We start from the raw sequence: 16,525 nt of genomic DNA on the forward strand, positions 1-16,525 counted from the left end.
AGTCACCAGCGTCCGCGGTGCACGACCTCCTCGGTCGGCTTGCGGGCCCGGCGGCCGGGCGAGCCGGCGGCGCCGTGGTCGCTGTCCTCGGGCAGGTGGCCGACCGTGATCGCACCGATCGGCGTGAACCGCTCGGGCACCCCGAACTCCGTGCGGAACCCCGCCACCTGCTCACGCGGGATCCCGAAGAAGCAGGCGCCCAGCCCCTCGTCGACCGCGGTCTGCAGGATCAGCAGGGACGCCATGCCGGTGTCGATGTGCCAGTAGGGCACCGGCCAGCGGCGCTCCTCCTGGTCGCGCCAGCCCTTGTCCGGCTCGGCGTAGCGCTCGAGGTAGGCCGCCTTGCTGGACAGCGGCACCACGACCACGGGCGCGGTCCGCATCCCGCCCAGCCAGCGGCTCGACGGGTCGGCGTCCGGCGGGCTGGCCGCCGCCCAGAAGCGGTCGAGGTCCGCGGCGTCGTCCAGCACGAGGAACGACCAGCCCTGGCTGAACCCGGCACTCGGGGCGCGCACCGCGTTCGACAGCATCCGGTCCACCACCGCCGGGTCCACCGGCCGGTCCGCGTAGCGTCTGACCATCTTGCGCTTGCGCACGACGTCCTGGAACTCCATGGAGACGATCATGGCCCCTGTGCCTGACTTCGAGCAGATGTGGCGCGACCTCGCGCCGGTGGGCCGGTCGGCCGGCAGCGGTGGGTACTTCCGCCAGCCGTTCACCAGCGCCGAGCGCGAGGCGACCGCGTGGTTCCTCGAGCAGTGCGCCGCCCGGGGGCTCGACGTGCAGCGCGACCGGTTCGGCAACCTGGTCGCGTGGTGGCGCCCGGACGGCGTGGCCCCGGCCGCTGCGGGGCGGGGCGTGCTGGTCGGGTCGCACCTCGACTCGGTCCTCGACGGCGGTGCGTACGACGGACCGCTCGGCGTGGTCTCGTCGCTGGCTGCCCTCGACGTGCTGCGCGACCGCGGCTTCGCCCCGACCCGCCCGATCGGCGTCGGCGTCTTCGCCGAGGAGGAGGGGTCGCGCTTCGGCCTGGCCTGCCTGGGCTCGCGGCTCGCCACCGGCGCGACGACCTGGGACCGGGCGCGGGTGCTCACCGACCGCGACGGCGTCTCCCTGGAGGACGCCGTGGCCGGCGTGCAGACCGGGGAGGCCGACCTGCTCGCCGAGGTCGGCTGCTTCGTCGAGCTGCACGTCGAGCAGGGCCGCGACCTCGTGGACCGGGACGCGGCCGTCGGCGTGGCCAGCGCGATCTGGCCGCACGGCCGCTACCGCTTCGACTTCACCGGCGAGGCGAACCATGCCGGCACGACGCGGATGGAGGACCGCCGCGACCCGATGCTGACCTACGCCATGACCGTGCTCGCCGCGAACAAGCAGGCCCGGCTCTCGGGGCAGCGCGCGACGTTCGGCCGGGTCGACGTACGCCCGAACGGGACGAACGCCGTGCCGTCGGCGGTCACCGCGTGGCTGGACGCCCGGGCCGAGACCGCCGAGCACCTCGACGCGATGCTCGCCGACGTCGAGCGGCTCGCCCAGGAGCGCGCCGGCCGCGACGGCACCGGGCTGGTGGTGACCGCCGAGTCGGTGTCCGGTCCGGTGCACTTCGACGCCGGCCTGGCCGCCCGGATCGCCGGGCCCGGGTCCTGGCCGGTGATCCCGACCATGGCCGGGCACGACGCCGGCGTGCTGTCCGCGGCCGGTGTGCCCACCGCGATGCTGTTCGTGCGCAACCCGACCGGCGTCTCGCACTCGCCCGACGAGCACGCGGAGACCGCGGACTGCCTGGCCGGGGTCGAGGCGCTCGCGGACACCCTGGAGCGGCTCGCGTGAGCGCCCCCGTGAGCACCTACTGGCTCGAGCGCGCCTGGCTCGGTGACGGTCCGGTGCGCGACGGCGTGCTCGTCGACGTCCTGGACGGACGGTTCACCCGGGTCGTCGAGGGGGCCCCCGGGGACGCGGAACGCCTGCCGGGGTTGACGATCCCCGGTCTCGCGAACTGCCACAGCCATGCGTTCCACCGGGCCCTGCGGGGTCGCACCCAGCGCGAGCGAGGGACGTTCTGGACCTGGCGCGAGCAGATGTACGCCGTCGCCTCGACGCTGACGCCGGACAGCTACTTCGAGCTCGCGCGGGCGACGTACCGGGAGATGGCGGCGGTCGGCATCACCTCCGTGGGCGAGTTCCACTACCTGCACCACGGCCCCGGCGGCACGCCGTACGACGACCCGAACGCGATGTCGCACGCGCTGGTCGAGGCCGCACGCGAGGCCGGGATCCGGATCGCCCTGCTGGACACCTGCTACCTCACCGCCGGCATCGGACGGCCGCCCGAGGGGGTCCAGCTGCGGTTCTCCGACGGCGACGCGGACTCCTGGGCCGCCCGCCTCTCCCGCCGAGCCGTCACCTCTGCGGCGACACCCCGCGAGAACGGCTGCACGAGTGACGGGTCGGCGGTGCGGTGGGGGGGCCGCGATCCATTCCGTGCGGGCCGTCCCCCGCGACCAGATGCCTGTGGTTGCTGCTTGGGCCGAGGAGCACGCGGCGCCGCTGCACGTGCACCTGTCCGAGCAGGTCGCCGAGAACGACGCCTGCGAGGCGGCCTACGGCGCGACCCCCACCGAGGTCCTCGCCCGGGCCGGTGCGCTCGGCCCGCGCACCACCGCCGTGCACGCCACCCACCTGAGCACCTTCGACGTGATCCTGCTCGGCGGCTCCCGCACCCGCGCCTGCTTCTGCCCGACCACCGAGCGCGACCTCGGCGACGGCATCGGCCCGTCCCGCCGGCTGCTCGGGGCCGGCGCCCCCCTCACCCTGGGCTCGGACAGCCACGCGGTCATCGACCTGTTCGAGGAGATGCGGGCCGTGGAGCTCGACGAGCGGCTCGCCACCCGGGAGCGCGGGCACTGGTCGGCCGAGGAGCTGCTCCGCGCCGCGACGTACGACGGGCACGAGTCGCTCGGCTTCGACGAGGTGGGGCGGATCGAGGTCGGGGCCCGCGCGGACCTGGTCACGCTCGACACCGCCAGCGTCCGCACCGCCGGCACCGGCGCCGACACCGGCACCGCGGTGTTCGCCGCCTCGGGTGCCGACGTCGTCCGGGTGCTGCGCGACGGGGTCGACATCACCCCCGACCCGGCCGACCTGGGCGCCGAGCTCGACCGGGTGATCCGTAGGTTGCTGCCATGACGTCCGTCGCGCTGACCGGGATCGGCGAGCTCTCCACGCAGGACGACGAGCTCGGCCTGCTCCACGACGCCGCGCTGGTCGTCGAGCACGGCCGGGTGGCCTGGGTGGGCCCGGCCGCCCAGGCGCCGGCCGCCGACACCGCGCACGACCTCGGCGGCCGGGCCGTGGTCCCCGGGTTCGTCGACTCGCACAGCCACCTGGTGTTCGCCGGCGACCGGGCCGAGGAGTTCGCGGCCCGGATGACCGGCACGCCGTACTCCGCCGGCGGCATCCGCACCACCGTCGCCGCGACCCGCGCCGCGTCCGACGAGCAGCTCGCCGCCAACCTGGCCCGGCTCGTCGACGAGATGCGCCGGCAGGGCACCACCACCGTGGAGGTCAAGAGCGGCTACGGCCTCACCGTGCACGACGAGGCCCGCAGCCTGGCGCTGGCCCGTCAGGTCACCGAGGAGACCACCTTCCTGGGCGCGCACGTGGTGCCCCCCGAGCTCGCCGACGACCCGGCCGCGTACGTCGACCTGGTGACCGGCCCGATGCTGGACGCCTGCGCGCCGCACGCGAGGTGGATCGACGTGTTCTGCGAGTCCGGCGCCTTCGACGAGGACCAGGCGCGGGCGATCCTCCAAGCGGGCAAGGAGAAGGGCCTCGGCGGACGGCTGCACGCCAACCAGCTCGGCCCCGGCCCCGGGGTCCGGCTGGCCTGCGAGCTCGGCCTGGTCGCCGTGGACCACTGCACCTACCTCACCGACCAGGACGTCGACGCGCTCGCGAGCAGCGGGACGACGGCGACGCTGCTGCCGGGTGTGGAGTTCTCCACCCGCTCGCCGTACCCCGACGGCCGCCGGCTGCTCGACGCGGGCGTCTCGGTGGCGATCGCCAGCGACTGCAACCCGGGGTCCTGCTTCACGTCGTCGATGCCGCTGTGCCTCGCGCTCGCGGTCCGCGAGATGGGGCTCTCGCCGGCCGAGGCGCTGACCGCGGCCACCCGGGGCGGCGCCCGGGCCCTGGGACGGACCGACGTCGGCCACCTCGGCGTCGGCGCCTGCGCCGACCTCGCGGTGCTCGACGCCCCGTCGTACCTCCACCTCGCCTACCGGCCCGGGGTCCCGCTGGTCCGCGAGACGTTCGTCCGCGGCCGGCTCACCTGAGCGGCGAGCAGCCCGCGAGCGGCGCGGGACCTCCCCGTACGATCCTCGCCATGCGCATCTCGGCGGTCCTCCTGCTCACGGCGGTCACCGCCTCCCTGCTGTCCGGCTGCGGCCAGGACGACGCCTCCGGCTCGGACCGGGCGAGCGGGAACGCCTCCGCCGCGTGCACGTACACCGCGACCGGGGACGCGGCCCGCAAGGTCGACCTGCCGCCGGGCGACCCCGCCCCGGCGCGGTCGCTGACGATGACCACCAACCGCGGCCCGATCGGCCTCACCCTGGACGACGCCGCCGCCCCGTGCACCGCCGGCTCGTTCACCTCCCTGGCCCGGCAGGGGTACTTCGACGACACCAAGTGCCACCGGCTGACGACCCAGGGCATCTTCGTCCTGCAGTGCGGCGACCCGACCGGCACCGGCTCGGGTGGTCCCGGCTACTCGTTCGACGACGAGCTCACCGGCCAGGAGACCTACCCCGCCGGGACGCTGGCGATGGCCAACGCCGGGCCGAACACCAACGGCTCGCAGTTCTTCCTGGTCTACGCCGACACCGCGCTCCCGCCGGCCTACACGGTGTTCGGGAAGCTCGACCCGGCCGGCACGAAGGTGGTGCTGGACATCGCGAAGAAGGGCACCGCCGACGGCAGCGGTGACGGGGCCCCCAAGCAGGACGTCGTCATCACGTCGGTGAAGTAGCCGGCACCGCCGCGGCGAACCGCGCCGCCAGCCGGGCCACCGCGGCGCGCAGCTCGGGGCCGCCCTCGACGCGGAAGTCGACCGGCACGTTCGCCAGCCACTCACCGGCGTACATCGCGGGGTTGCTGGTGCTGCCGACGAGCACGCAGCCGTCCCCGGCGGGCTCGAGCCGTCCCATCGGCGGCCGGACCCAGGGCGCCACCTCGGCGGGTGGAGCGTCGAAGACGACGCGGGTGGGGAACTCCCAGCCGGTGCCGAGGTTCTCCTCCAGCACCGCCACCGCGTCGAGGTCCGCGGGCGGGGTGAAGGACCCCGCGGTCAGCTGCACCGCGCGGACCCGGTCGAGCCGGTAGGTGCGGATCGCGTCGGCCCGGTGGGAGCGGCACAGGAGGTACCACCGGCCGTGCCGCACCACGACCGCCCACGGGTCCACCTCGGCCTCCCACTCGTTGCCGGACTCGCTGCGGTAGCCGACCACGGCGGTACGGCGCGTGGCGACCGCGTCGACCAGGGTGCTGGTCAGGGCCGGGTCCGGGCTGGTCCAGTGCCGGTCGCGTGCGGCGGACGCGTGCTCGCGCAGCGCCGCGGCCTCCCGCCCGACCCGCTCGGGCAGCGCCCGCACCACCTTGTCGAGGGCGGAGCCGACCAGGTCCTCGCCCTCGGCCGGGGCCGGGCGTCCGTCGAGCACCGCCATCACGAGGCCGAGCGCCTCGGCCTTGGTGAACACGACCGGGGGCAGCCGGGTGCCCTGGCCCAGCCGGTAGCCGCCGTACGGGCCGCGCGTGGACTCGACGTCGACGCCCGCCTCCCGGAGGATCCCGACGTAGCGGCGGGCGGCCCGCTCCGAGACCCCGAGCCGCTCGCCGAGCTCCTCGGCGGTCGTGCCCGGACGGTGGCGCAGCACCTCCAGGGCCCGCAGGGCCCGGGCGGTGGGACTGAGATCGGCCGGCACCCGGGACAGGCTAGGCCCCGATCGCGGGAACCGGAAGCAGAGCGTCCGGAACCGGTCCTGGCGTCGGCTACTGTCCTGCCATGCCGCAGCTGGTGCTCCCCACCGTCGAGCTGCACGCCGCCTGGTCGGAGGCACGCGCGGACTGGGGTCCCGGGACCCACGAGGACGGGTTCGGGCTCCGCGAGCAGGACGACGTCGAGAGCCCCGAGGGGTTCGCGGCGTGGGTGCGGCGGCTGCGCGGCGGGCCGGGACCGGCCTCCGCGACCTGCTGGTGGATCGTCGAGGGGGAGGCCGTCCTCGGCGGCATCGCCCTGCGTCACGGGACCGACGACACCGTGCTCCGGCTCGGTCACGTCGGCTACGGCATCCGGCCCTCGGCCCGCGGGCGCGGGCTGGCCACCTGGGCGCTGGGCGAGGTCCTGCCGGTGGCCGGCGCGACGGGCCTCGACCGCGTCCTGGTGGTCTGCGAGGAGGGCAACGCGGCGTCGGCGCGGGTGGTCGAGCACCACGGCGGCGTGCTGGAGGAGGTCCGCGACGCCGGCCCGGTCCGCGTCCGTCGCTACTGGGTCGCCACGCCCGGGTGAGCGCCGCGCCGGGCGGGGGTTGGCAGGGAGGTCGCGGTCCGGGGAGGGTGGCCCCATGGACCCGCTCAGGATCGGACTCGTCGGCTACGGCTTCGGCGGGAGGTACTTCCACGCCCCCTTGATCGCGTCGGCGCCCGAGTGCGCGTTCGTCGGCGTCGTCACCGCGTCCGAGGAGCGCCGGGCGCTCCTGCGCGCGGAGCACCCCGGCGTGGACGCCTTCGACTCCCTGGCCGCGCTGGCCGCCGCGGGCGCGGAGGCCGTGAGCATCTCCACGCCGGCCGACACCCACTCGGCGCTCACCGACGAGGCGATCGGCCGCGGCCTGGCGGTCGTCTGCGACAAGCCGTTCGCGCTGGAACCGGCGGCGGCCCGTCGTACGGTCGGGCTCGCGGCGGACGCGGGGGTCGTGCTCAGCCCCTACCAGAACCGGCGGTGGGACTCGGACTTCCTCACCGTGCAGGCCCTGGTCGCCGACGGGTCGCTGGGGGAGGTGCGCAGGTTCGAGTCCCGTTTCGAGCGGTACGCCCCCGACGCCGGGCCCGGCCGGGCCGGAGGCGGCACCCTGCTCGACTTCGGCGCCCACCTCGTCGACCAGGCGCTCCGCCTGCTCGGCCCGGTCGAGTCGGTGCACGCCGAGTCCCGGACCCGGGAGAGCGGGCTGGACGACGACGTGTTCGTCGCGCTGCGGCACACCGGCGGCGCCGTCTCGCACCTGTGGGGCAGCTGGAGCCAGCACGCGCCGGGGCCGCGCTTCCGGGTCACCGGCACCGCCGGGTCGCTGGTGATCACGACCGGGGACACCCAGGAGGACCTGCTGGTCACCGGGGAGACCCCCGCGACCACCGGCAGCTGGGGCGTCGAGGCGGCGTCCGACCTCGACCGGCTGTTCACGCCCGCGGGGTCGTCGCCGATCCGGCTGCAGCGCGGCGCCTGGGACACCTACTACCCCGCGTTCGCCCGCGCGGCGCGCGGCGACGGCCCGCCCCCGGTGGCCGCGGCCGACGCCGTCGCGACCGCGGACGTCCTCGAGGCCGCCCGGGTGAGCGCCGCGACCCGCCAGGTGGTCCGACCGGGGGCGGACCGGTGACCGGCCGCGCGCTGCTCGACGAGCTGGAGGCGCAGGAGGCCCGGCTGCTGTTCGACCGGTTCGACGAGGACACCGCGTGGGAGCTCGGTGTCGCGTTGCGGGACGCCGCGCTGGCGGCCGGGCTGCCGGTGGCCATCTCGGTCCGCCGCAACGGGCAGCGGCTCTTCCACGCCGCGCTGCCCGGCGCCTCGGCCGACAACGACGGCTGGCTCGCCCGCAAGTGCGCCGTCGTGGACCGCTACGGCCGCTCCTCGCTGCGGGTGGGCGAGCAGTTCCGCGTCGACGGCGGGTCGTTCGACGAGAAGTCCCGGCTCGACCCCGCGAAGTACGCCGCGCACGGTGGCGCGTTCCCGGTCCTGCTCCGGGGCACCGGCTGCATCGGCACGGTCGCGGTCTCCGGGCTGCCCCAGCTCGAGGACCACCGGCTCGTCGTGGAGACCCTGGAGGCCTTCCTGGCGGGCCAGGTACCTCAGAGACCCTCAGGCGGCTGAGTCCGGCAGGGATAGGGAGTTCTCCCGATGTGCGGGCCCACCTCAGAGGCACAGGATCGGGTCATCGCAGAACATCCGAGGAGATGATCATGATGATGACTCCGGAGCCCTTCCTGAGCGCAGAGATCGCGTACCGCCAGCAGCACCTGGCCGAGCTGTACGGACGGTCGCCCCGTCGCTTCCGGGTCCCGCGCCGGCGCACGCTGCGGCTGCCGCACCCGCGCCGCCGCCCGCTGTCCGTGGCGTGAGCGCCCAGCCGGTCGAGGCCCGTACGACGGGGAGGCGCACGCCGCGCACGGCGTCGGTGCTCTCCGCGATGATGGTCGACGTGGCACCTCTGACCGACCCGCGGCACCCGATGCTGGGGCGCGACCGCGAGCTCGCCCTGCTGGCCGACCTGCTCGGCCTGGCGGGGGAGCCGCGGTCGCGCTGCGTGCTGCTCGCCGGTGACGCCGGCGTCGGCAAGACCCGGCTGCTGCGCGAGCTCGCGGCGAGCACGACCGGGGCCGGCTGGCGCACCCTGGTCGGGCACTGCCTCGACTTCGGCGACAGCGCGCTGCCCTACCTCCCCTTCTCCGAGCTCTTCGGCCGGCTGGTGCTCGACTCCCCGGAGGCCGCCGCTCGGCTGACCGAGGCGCACCCGGCGCTCTCCCACCTGCAGCCCGGACGGCGGCTGATCTCCGGCGCCGCCGCCGGCTCCGGCGACTCCGGGGACAACCTGGACCGCTCCGACCTGTTCGAGGCGATCCACGGGGCGCTCGACGAGCTCTCCGCGGAGCAGCCGGTCCTCGTGGTGATCGAGGACGTGCACTGGGCCGACCGGTCCACCCGGGACCTGCTGTCCTTCCTGTTCGCCCGCCCCTTCCGCGGCCGGGTCAGCGTGCTCGCGTCGTACCGCTCGGACGACCTGCACCGGCGCCACCCGCTGCGCGCGGCGGTGGCCCAGTGGGTCCGGGTCCCCGGCGTGCACCGGGTGCAGCTCGACCCGCTCGCCGACGTCGACGTACGACGGCTGGTGCAGGCCCTGCTGCCCGGGCCGCTGTCCGAGGGCGACCTGCAGGGGATCGTGCGGCGGGCCGAGGGCAACGCGTTCTTCGCCGAGGAGCTGGTCAGCGCCGCCCAGGGCTCGCAGGGCCCCGACGGCCCCGACGGCCCCGAGGGCTCCCGGGGCGACGGCCTGCCCGAGGACCTCGCCGACCTGCTGCTGGTCCGGCTCGACCGGCTCGACGACGGCGCCCGCGAGGTGGTCCGGGCCGCGGCCTGCTCGGGGCGGCGGGTCAGCCACGCCCTGATCGCCGCCGTCGTCGGCCACCCCGACGACGAGCTGGAGCGCTCGCTGCGCACCGCCGTCGAGCAGAACGTCCTGGTCCAGGTCGGCGTGGACAGCTACGCCTTCCGGCACGCCCTGCTCGCGGAGGCGGTCTACGACGACCTGCTGCCGGGTGAGCGGGTCCGGCTGCACGCGGCCTACGCCGAGGCGCTGCGCACCCGGCGCGTCGACGGCACCGCCGCCGAGCTGGCCCGGCACGCCCGGCTGGCGCACGACCCGGTGACCGCGGTCCGGGCGAGCGTCGAGGCCGGCGACGAGGCGATGGGTGTCGGCGGGCCGGAGGAGGCGGCCGCGCACTACGAGGCCGCGCTGGAGCTGGCGGCCGACCCACGGCTGGCCACCGACCTCGACCAGGTCGAGCTCGCCGTGAAGGCCGCGGAGGCGCTGGTCGCCTCGGGCCACCCCGAGCGGGCCGTCCAGCTGGTCCGGGCCCAGCTCGCCCACCCGTCGGCCACCGGGCCGGCCCGCCGGGCCCGGCTGCTGATGTCCCTGGCCACCGCGACGATGACGCTCGACAACGCCGGCGACCCGCTCGCGCTGACCAGCGAGGCGCTCACCCTGGTCCCCGACGAGCCCAGCGCCACCCGGGCCCGGGTGCTGAGCCTGCACGCCCGGGCCCAGCTCTGGCACGGCCACGACGAGGACGCCGCGCAGCAGGCGATGGAGGCGCTCGGCCTGGCGCAGAAGCTCGACCTGCCCTCCGTGGTCGCCGACGTGACCACCACGCTGGCCGGCATCGACGACCGGGCCGGTGACGCCGAGACCGCGCAGCGGGTGCTGCACGAGGTGATCGAGCGGGCCCACCGCGACGGCGACGTGCACGCCGAGCTGCGCAGCCGCTACCTCCTCGCCAGCCTGCGTCACGAGCGTGGCGATTTGGCTGCGGCCCGCGACGCCTACCACCAGGGCTACCTCGTGGCCCGTGACAGCGGCCGCCCGTGGGCGCCCTACGGCTTCGAGGCCCGGCTGATGGAGGCCTTCGTGGCCTACGAGACCGGCGACTGGGACGCCGCGCTCGAGCTGACCGTGGTCGGCGGCCAGTCCCCGCCCCCGCTCGCCGAGGCGCTGCTGCTCGGCGCGCGGGTCCGGGTCTGCGTCGGCCGCGGCGACCCGGCGAGCCCGCGGCTGCTCGCCCAGCTGCGGCCGCTGTGGACGCTGGACGGCCTGGTGGGCATCAGCGGGGCCGCGGCCGAGATCGACCTGTACGGCGCCGCGGCCGACGTGCCCGCGGTGCTCGCGTCGTTCGACCGGGCGGTCGAGGTCGTCGGGGTGCCCTGGTCCGAGGCGTTCCAGGCCCGGATCCGGCTGACCGCGCTGGTGCTCGGGCACCTCGCGGACGTCGCGAGCACCGCGCCGCACGCCGACCGCGCGGTCCTGCTCGAGCGGGTCCCGGACCTGATGGCCGGGGTCGAGCGGGTGATGCAGCGGGTGCACCGGCGCAAGCGGCCGTTCGGTCCCGAGGGCGTGGCCTGGCTGGAGCGGACGCACGCCGAGCACCTGCGGCTGCGCTGGCTCGCCGACGACGCCCCGCCCGAGGAGGCCGACCTGGTGGCGGCCTGGCAGCGGACGGTCGCGGCGTTCGAGGAGATGGGGCAGCCGCACGAGACCGCCCGCTCGCAGGTGCGGCTCGCCGCGGTGCTGCGCGCGACCGGCCGGACGTCCGAGGCCCGCGCGCTCACCGACGCGGCGCGGCGGGTGGCGACGGCGCTCGGCGCGCAGCCGCTGCTGGCGCTGCTCGGCCGCGGCGGCGAGCCCTCGAGGCCGCGCGAGACCCGGACCGACGCGACGCTGACCGCCCGCGAGACCGAGATCCTCGGCCTGGTCGCGCAGGGCCGGAGCAACGGCGAGATCGCCCGGCAGCTGTTCATCAGCACCAAGACCGTGAGCGTGCACGTCTCGAACATCCTGGCCAAGCTGGGCGCCGCCGGCCGCACCGAGGCGGCCGCCATCGCCCGGCGCGACGGCCTGCTGCCGTCCTAGCCGGGGAGTGGTCCCGACCGGCTCGACCCGCCGGACGGGCGTGCCGCACGGGGTTCCGTCGCCGGTCACATACTCGTAGTATGCGAAGCATGTCGGTGACGGACGACCGCTTCGCGCGGATGCAGCCCTTCGGCCCCGGGACGCGGCGGTCCCGGTCGCGGCGGGTGCCCCCCCGGGACCTGCCGCCCGGGCCGCGCTGGCCGTCACTGCTGCAGAGCATCGCGCTGGTCCGGTTCCGCCACCGGTTCGTGCCCGCCCTGCACCGCCGCTACGGCGACGTCTTCACGGTGCGGATCATGCCGAAGGGGTCGGCGCTGGTGCTGTTCACCCGGCCCGAGCACGCCAAGGAGATCTTCGCCGGCGACCCGGAGGTGTTCCACGCCGGCAAGGGCAACGCGATCCTCGGCCCGATCATGGGCGAGCACTCGCTGCTGCTGCAGGACTCCGGCGCGCACAAGCGGGCCCGCAAGCTGCTGATGCCGGCGTTCAACGGCCAGGCGCTGCGCGGCTACGAGTCGGTGGTCGCCACGCTGGCCAAGGAGGAGGTGGACCGCTGGGTGCCGGGCGTGCCGTTCCGCTCCCTCGACCGGATGAACGCGCTCACCCTCGAGGTGATCCTGCGGGTGGTGTTCGGGGTGACCGACGAGTCCCGGCTCGCCCGGCTGCGCCCGCTGGTCAACCGGACCGTCGACGTCAGCCCGGCGGTGCTGCTCGGCTGGGGGTACCCGTTCCTCCAGCGGTTCGGCCCCTGGCGGGCGACGGTGCAGAACCAGCGCGACCTCGACGAGGTGATGTACGCCGAGATCGCCGAGCGCCGCGCGGCCCCGGACCTCGCCGAGCGGAGCGACGTGCTCTCCCGGCTGCTGCAGGTCGGCGGCGAGGAGGGGCTCTCCGACCACGAGCTGCGCGACCAGCTCGTCACGCTGCTGCTCGCCGGGCACGAGACCACCGCCACCGCGCTGGCGTGGGCGCTCTACGAGCTCGGCCGCGACCAGGACCAGATGCGCACGGCTCGTCGCGCGGCGGCCGCGGGCGACGACGAGCACCTGGAGGCGGTCCTCAAGGAGTCGATGCGGCTGCACCCGGTGATCCCGATGGTCGCCCGGCACCTGATGGCCCCGGTCACGATCGGCGGCATCGACCTGCCCCGCGGGGTGAACGTCGGACCGTCGATCCTGGTCGGGCACGCCCGCGAGGACAGCCACCGCGACGCCGGCGCGTTCCGCCCCGAGCGGTTCCCCGCGGGCGAGGTGGCCCCGCACACCTGGATCCCGTTCGGGGGCGGCGTCCGGCGCTGCATCGGCGCCGGCTTCTCGCTGATGGAGGGCGTCGCGGTGCTGCGCGAGGTCCTCGGGCGCTACGACGTGCGGCTCCCCGACGGCGCGCTCGACGTCCCGAAGGTCCGCAACATCACCAGTGTCCCGCGGCACGGTGCCCGGGTCGTGGTGGGCTGAGGCGCAGACTGGCTCCAAGGAAGCTCCAAGAAAACTCCGCGAGCCTGGGGCCTCCACCCACGTCGTCGAAGGGCCTCACCCGTGCTGGACACCGTCTTCGGGCTCCCGCTCCACCCCCTGCTCGTGCACGCCACCGTGGTCATCGTGCCCCTGGCGGCGCTGGCGGTGCTGCTCAGTGCGGTGTGGCCGCGGTTCCGTTCCTGGGCCGGCTGGGGGCCGCTCGCGCTGGCGGTCGCCGCGGTCGTGCTCACCCCGCTGAGCACCTCCTCGGGCGAGGAGCTCGAGCACCGGGTCGGCGACAGCTCAGCCGTCGAGAGGCACGCGGAGCTGGGTGACATGCTGATCTGGTGGGTCGTCCCGCTCGCCGTGCTCGCCGCGGTCCTCTACTGGTGGCACCGCAGCAGCCGGTCCGGCCGCGGCCTCGCGGTCGTGGTGGCCGCGCTGCCCGTCCTGGTCGCGGTCGGCACCCTCGTGCAGGTCGTGCTGATCGGGCACAGCGGCGCCCAGTCGGCCTGGGGCGACGTCGGCTCCTCGTCCTCGTCGCAGGCCGGCGACGGGGACCAGGGCTGAGCGCGCACCGGGGCCGGGGCCGATGAGCGCGCCCCGGCTGCTCCTCGTCGAGGACGACCCCGACCTCGCCGCCCTGCTCACCGAGCTGCTGACCAGCGAGGGGTACGACGTCGACACCGCCGGCGACGGCCAGCGCGGCCTGCACCTCGGCCTGACCCGCGACTACGACCTGATGCTCCTCGACCGGGGGCTGCCCGCGATCGAGGGCCTCGACCTGCTGACCCGGCTGCGCAGCCGCGGCCGGAGCACCCCGACGCTGGTGCTGTCGGCGCTCGGCAACCCCCGGGACCGGGTCGAGGGCCTCGACGCCGGCGCCGAGGACTACCTCGGCAAGCCCTTCGACCTCGAGGAGCTGCTGGCCCGGCTCCGGGCGCTGCTGCGCCGGCACCTCGAGCAGGCCGCCCGGCTGCCGGTCGTCGGCGGCTCCTTCGAGCCGGAGGCCCGCACCGTGCGGCTCGAGGACGGCACCGAGGTCGCGCTGTCCGAGCGCGAGTCGATGCTGCTGGCCGCGCTCGCCCGCCAGCCGCGCCGGGTGCTCTCCCGCGCCGAGCTCGTCGACTCGGTCTTCGAGGACGCCGAGGAGGAGGGCGTCGTGGACACCTACGTGCACTACCTGCGCCGCAAGCTCGGCCGCCGCGTCGTGGAGACCGTCCGCGGCGTCGGCTACCGGGTCGGCCGTCCGTGACCGACCTGCGTCGTACGTCGGTGCGGCTCGGGGTGCAGACCGGGCTGCTCGTCGTCGGCGTGCTCGTGGTCGTCGGGGTGCTGCTGTTCACGATCTACGAGCGCTCCGCCGACCAGGCCGCCGCCGAGGCGCTGCACGCCACCACCGCGAACGTCGACGCGCCGGTCGAGGCGCCGCCGGACGTGCACGTCGTCGTGGTCACGCCGTCCGGGCGCACCCAGTCCGCCGGGATGCCGGCCGGCTTCCCCGACGAGGACGCGATCGCCGCGGTGCGCCGCGACGGCCGGGTGCGCCAGGAGGAGGTGTCGGCCCACGGGCGGGAGTACACCGTGCGGACCGCGAAGGTCGGGTCGCGGGTCACCCAGGCGGTGCTCGACCGGCACGAGATCGACGAGCAGCGCCGGCGGATCCTCACCTCGCTGCTGATCGCCGGCGGGGTCGGGGTGCTGCTCGCCGCCCTCGTCGCGGCGTTCCTCGCCCGTCGGGCGATGACCCCGCTGACCCAGAGCCTCGAGATGCAGCGCCGCTTCGTCGCGGACGCCAGCCACGAGCTCCGCACCCCTCTGACGCTGCTCAGCACCCGCCTGCAGATGGTCGCCCGCCGCGCCCGGCAGCCCGGCAGCCGGCTGACCGGGGACGACCTCGACGGCGTGCTGGCCGACACCGGCCGGCTCACCGACATCCTCGACGACCTGCTGATCGCCGCGGACACCCGCAACGACGCCGACCGGTCCGACACCGACCTCGCCTCGCTGGTGCGCGAGTGCGTCGAGGCGGCGTCCGGGGCGGCCGACGCGGCCGCCGTACACCTGGGGTGCGAGGCCGACCGGCCGGTCGTGGTCGACGGCGTCGAGCCGGCGCTGCGCCGGGCCGTGACCGCCCTGGTCGACAACGCCCTGGACCACGCCGCGAGCCGCGTGGACGTCCGCGTCGAGGCCGTCGGCCGCACCGCCCGGCTGGTGGTCCGCGACGACGGACCCGGCATCGCCGCCGACGTGCGGCCCCGGGTCTTCGAGCGGTTCACCAGCGCGCGGACCGTCGAGCAGGCCGGGTCGCGCCGGCACTACGGCATCGGCCTGGCGCTCGTCGCGGACGTCGCCGCGGCCCACGGGGGGACGGTGGCAGCGGGCAACCGCACCGACGGGGTGACGGGCGCCGAGCTCACCTTGACGCTGCCGGTGCGCAGCCGCTGAGCGACACGCGCCGGTCCGGCCGGGCACCGCTGGTTTTCCTTACCGTCACGATTGCGCAACACGGCGGGTTCGCTGCTTGACTCCGGCGCCAAGTAGGACGACGTTGACCTATCGGCGCACACGGTGCGTCCTTGTGTGTGCCGAGCCTGTCGTCCCGGAGGAGTCCCATCGCGTGAGCACGCCGCTGGAAGTCGACCCGGGTGCCGACGGCGCCGCGACCGAGCAGGATCTCGTCGGGACGGGGCCGGTCATCGAGGGTCGTTCCCTCGGTCAGATCGCCTGGCGTCGCCTCAAGCGTGACAAGGTCGCCCTCGGCGGCGCGGTCTTCCTGATCTTCCTGGTGCTGGTGGCGCTCTTCGCGCCGGTCATCGTGAAGTTCCTCGGCTCCCCGCCCAACCAGTTCCACCAGGACCTGATCGACCCGGCCACCGGCGGCCTGCCGATCGGTCCGCGCGGCGGCCAGAGCTGGGACCACCTGATGGGCGTCGAGCCCGTCAACGGCCGCGACATCTTCAGCCGGATCGTGTACGGCGCCCGGATCTCGCTGCTGATCGCTTTCATGGCGACCCTGCTCTCGGTCGTCATCGGCACCACGCTGGGCACCGTCGCCGGCTTCTTCGGCGGCTGGGTGGACTCGGTGATCAGCCGGCTGATGGACGTCTTCCTCGCCTTCCCGCTGCTGGTGTTCGCGATCGCGCTCGCCGGCGTCATCCCCGACCAGGCCTTCGGCCTCCAGGGCAACACCCTGCGGATCGTGCTGCTGGTGTTCATCATCGGCTTCTTCAACTGGCCCTACATCGGCCGGATCATCCGTGGGCAGACGCTGTCGCTGCGCGAGCGTGAGTTCGTCGACGCGGCCCGCAGCCTGGGTGCCCGGCGCCCGTACATCCTGTTCACCGAGGTGCTGCCCAACCTCGTGGCGCCGATCCTCGTCTACAGCACGCTGCTGATCCCCACGAACATCCTTTTCGAGGCGGCGCTGTCCTTCCTCGGCGTCGGTGTCCGGGCACCCACGGCGACCTGGGGCGGCATGCTCTCCGACGCGGTGAACTTCTACACGATCCCGCACTTCATGCTCTGGCCCGGACTCGCGATCTTCAGCACCGTCCTCGCCTTCAACCTGTTCGGCGACGGGCTGCGCGACGCGCTCGATCCCCGGGCCCGCTGACT

Annotated in this window: 16 protein-coding genes and 1 pseudogene; 15 read left to right on the forward strand and 2 right to left on the reverse strand. The window is 75.3% G+C overall.

Annotation, left to right across the window (positions count from 1 at the left end):
• Window positions 1-2: 2 nt before the first annotated feature.
• Window positions 3-614: a nitroreductase family protein gene (locus KRR39_RS21680; protein ID WP_216939454.1), complete on the reverse strand. Its 612-nt coding sequence runs from the start codon at window positions 612-614 to the stop codon at window positions 3-5.
• A 10-nt stretch (window positions 615-624) separates the two neighbouring features.
• On the opposite strand from KRR39_RS21680, the gene KRR39_RS21685 reads away from it, so the two are divergent.
• The 5 genes and pseudogenes from KRR39_RS21685 to KRR39_RS21700 all read left to right on the forward strand — a co-directional run bounded on the left by KRR39_RS21685 (window position 625) and on the right by KRR39_RS21700 (window position 5,029).
• Entirely contained in the window at window positions 625-1,830 is a 1,206-nt protein-coding gene (locus KRR39_RS21685; RefSeq protein ID WP_216939455.1) for an allantoate amidohydrolase, read from the forward strand.
• A gap of 65 nt (window positions 1,831-1,895) precedes the next feature.
• Window positions 1,896-2,333: pseudogene (locus KRR39_RS25260) on the forward strand (amidohydrolase family protein); the annotation flags it as partial.
• A 148-nt stretch (window positions 2,334-2,481) separates the two neighbouring features.
• Window positions 2,482-3,186, forward strand: coding sequence for an amidohydrolase family protein (locus tag KRR39_RS25265; RefSeq protein WP_254185333.1), 705 nt, complete (start codon window positions 2,482-2,484; stop codon window positions 3,184-3,186).
• A complete protein-coding gene (gene hutI / locus KRR39_RS21695; protein ID WP_216939456.1) occupies window positions 3,183-4,334 on the forward strand; it encodes an imidazolonepropionase in 1,152 nt (383 codons plus the stop codon). The genes KRR39_RS25265 and hutI overlap by 4 nt, the downstream gene beginning before the upstream one ends.
• A 50-nt stretch (window positions 4,335-4,384) precedes the next feature.
• The gene (locus KRR39_RS21700) at window positions 4,385-5,029 is read left to right on the forward strand and encodes a peptidylprolyl isomerase (RefSeq protein WP_216939457.1); all 645 of its coding nucleotides are present in this window, start codon (window positions 4,385-4,387) and stop codon (window positions 5,027-5,029) included.
• On the opposite strand, the gene KRR39_RS21705 is transcribed toward KRR39_RS21700, so the two are convergent.
• Window positions 5,013-5,981, reverse strand: coding sequence for a helix-turn-helix transcriptional regulator (locus KRR39_RS21705; RefSeq protein ID WP_216939458.1), 969 nt, complete (start codon window positions 5,979-5,981; stop codon window positions 5,013-5,015). The genes KRR39_RS21700 and KRR39_RS21705 overlap by 17 nt on opposite strands.
• An 80-nt stretch (window positions 5,982-6,061) precedes the next feature.
• Between KRR39_RS21705 and KRR39_RS21710 the strand changes: the two genes are divergently transcribed.
• The 10 genes from KRR39_RS21710 (at window position 6,062) to KRR39_RS21755 (ending at window position 16,523) form a co-directional block, all read left to right on the forward strand.
• Complete coding sequence (locus KRR39_RS21710; RefSeq protein ID WP_216939459.1) at window positions 6,062-6,565, forward strand: GNAT family N-acetyltransferase; 504 nt, start codon at window positions 6,062-6,064, stop codon at window positions 6,563-6,565.
• 55 nt (window positions 6,566-6,620) lie between these two features.
• The gene (locus tag KRR39_RS21715) at window positions 6,621-7,652 is read left to right on the forward strand and encodes a Gfo/Idh/MocA family protein (protein WP_216939460.1); all 1,032 of its coding nucleotides are present in this window, start codon (window positions 6,621-6,623) and stop codon (window positions 7,650-7,652) included.
• Window positions 7,649-8,143: a heme-degrading domain-containing protein gene (locus KRR39_RS21720; protein ID WP_216939461.1), complete on the forward strand. Its 495-nt coding sequence runs from the start codon at window positions 7,649-7,651 to the stop codon at window positions 8,141-8,143. The genes KRR39_RS21715 and KRR39_RS21720 overlap by 4 nt, the downstream gene beginning before the upstream one ends.
• Before the next feature lie 89 nt (window positions 8,144-8,232).
• Window positions 8,233-8,391 carry a hypothetical protein gene (locus tag KRR39_RS21725; protein ID WP_216939462.1) on the forward strand — a complete coding sequence of 53 codons (159 nt, stop codon included), beginning with the start codon at window positions 8,233-8,235 and terminating at the stop codon, window positions 8,389-8,391.
• A complete protein-coding gene (locus tag KRR39_RS21730; protein ID WP_216939463.1) occupies window positions 8,388-11,453 on the forward strand; it encodes a helix-turn-helix transcriptional regulator in 3,066 nt (1,021 codons plus the stop codon). Before KRR39_RS21725 ends, KRR39_RS21730 begins: the two co-directional genes overlap by 4 nt.
• A gap of 89 nt (window positions 11,454-11,542) precedes the next feature.
• A complete protein-coding gene (locus KRR39_RS21735) occupies window positions 11,543-12,907 on the forward strand; it encodes a cytochrome P450 (RefSeq protein WP_254185334.1) in 1,365 nt (454 codons plus the stop codon).
• 81 nt (window positions 12,908-12,988) lie between these two features.
• Complete coding sequence (locus KRR39_RS21740) at window positions 12,989-13,477, forward strand: DUF2231 domain-containing protein (protein WP_216939464.1); 489 nt, start codon at window positions 12,989-12,991, stop codon at window positions 13,475-13,477.
• A 22-nt stretch (window positions 13,478-13,499) separates the two neighbouring features.
• Window positions 13,500-14,162, forward strand: coding sequence for a response regulator transcription factor (locus KRR39_RS21745; protein WP_216939465.1), 663 nt, complete (start codon window positions 13,500-13,502; stop codon window positions 14,160-14,162).
• On the forward strand, window positions 14,159-15,355 hold the full coding sequence (locus KRR39_RS21750; protein ID WP_216939466.1) for a sensor histidine kinase: 1,197 nt from the start codon (window positions 14,159-14,161) through the stop codon (window positions 15,353-15,355). The genes KRR39_RS21745 and KRR39_RS21750 overlap by 4 nt, the downstream gene beginning before the upstream one ends.
• A 172-nt stretch (window positions 15,356-15,527) precedes the next feature.
• Window positions 15,528-16,523, forward strand: coding sequence for an ABC transporter permease (locus KRR39_RS21755; RefSeq protein WP_216939467.1), 996 nt, complete (start codon window positions 15,528-15,530; stop codon window positions 16,521-16,523).
• Window positions 16,524-16,525: the final 2 nt, after the last annotated feature.

The sequence above is a fragment of the Nocardioides panacis genome (assembly GCF_019039255.1).
In the GTDB taxonomy this organism is placed as follows: Bacteria; Actinomycetota; Actinomycetes; order Propionibacteriales; family Nocardioidaceae; genus Nocardioides_B; species Nocardioides_B panacis.

What these genes read in the sequence shown, in the direction of transcription:
- KRR39_RS21680 (WP_216939454.1), bottom strand. Translation starts at nt 614, where the DNA reads ATGGAGTTCCAGGACGTCGTGCGCAAGCGCAAGATGGTCAGACGCTAC.
- KRR39_RS21685 (WP_216939455.1), top strand. Translation starts at nt 625, where the DNA reads ATGGCCCCTGTGCCTGACTTCGAGCAGATGTGGCGCGACCTCGCGCCG.
- hutI (WP_216939456.1), top strand. Translation starts at nt 3,183, where the DNA reads ATGACGTCCGTCGCGCTGACCGGGATCGGCGAGCTCTCCACGCAGGAC.
- KRR39_RS21700 (WP_216939457.1), top strand. Translation starts at nt 4,385, where the DNA reads ATGCGCATCTCGGCGGTCCTCCTGCTCACGGCGGTCACCGCCTCCCTG.
- KRR39_RS21710 (WP_216939459.1), top strand. Translation starts at nt 6,062, where the DNA reads ATGCCGCAGCTGGTGCTCCCCACCGTCGAGCTGCACGCCGCCTGGTCG.
- KRR39_RS21715 (WP_216939460.1), top strand. Translation starts at nt 6,621, where the DNA reads ATGGACCCGCTCAGGATCGGACTCGTCGGCTACGGCTTCGGCGGGAGG.
- KRR39_RS21725 (WP_216939462.1), top strand. Translation starts at nt 8,233, where the DNA reads ATGATGATGACTCCGGAGCCCTTCCTGAGCGCAGAGATCGCGTACCGC.
- KRR39_RS21735 (WP_254185334.1), top strand. Translation starts at nt 11,543, where the DNA reads ATGTCGGTGACGGACGACCGCTTCGCGCGGATGCAGCCCTTCGGCCCC.
- KRR39_RS21745 (WP_216939465.1), top strand. Translation starts at nt 13,500, where the DNA reads ATGAGCGCGCCCCGGCTGCTCCTCGTCGAGGACGACCCCGACCTCGCC.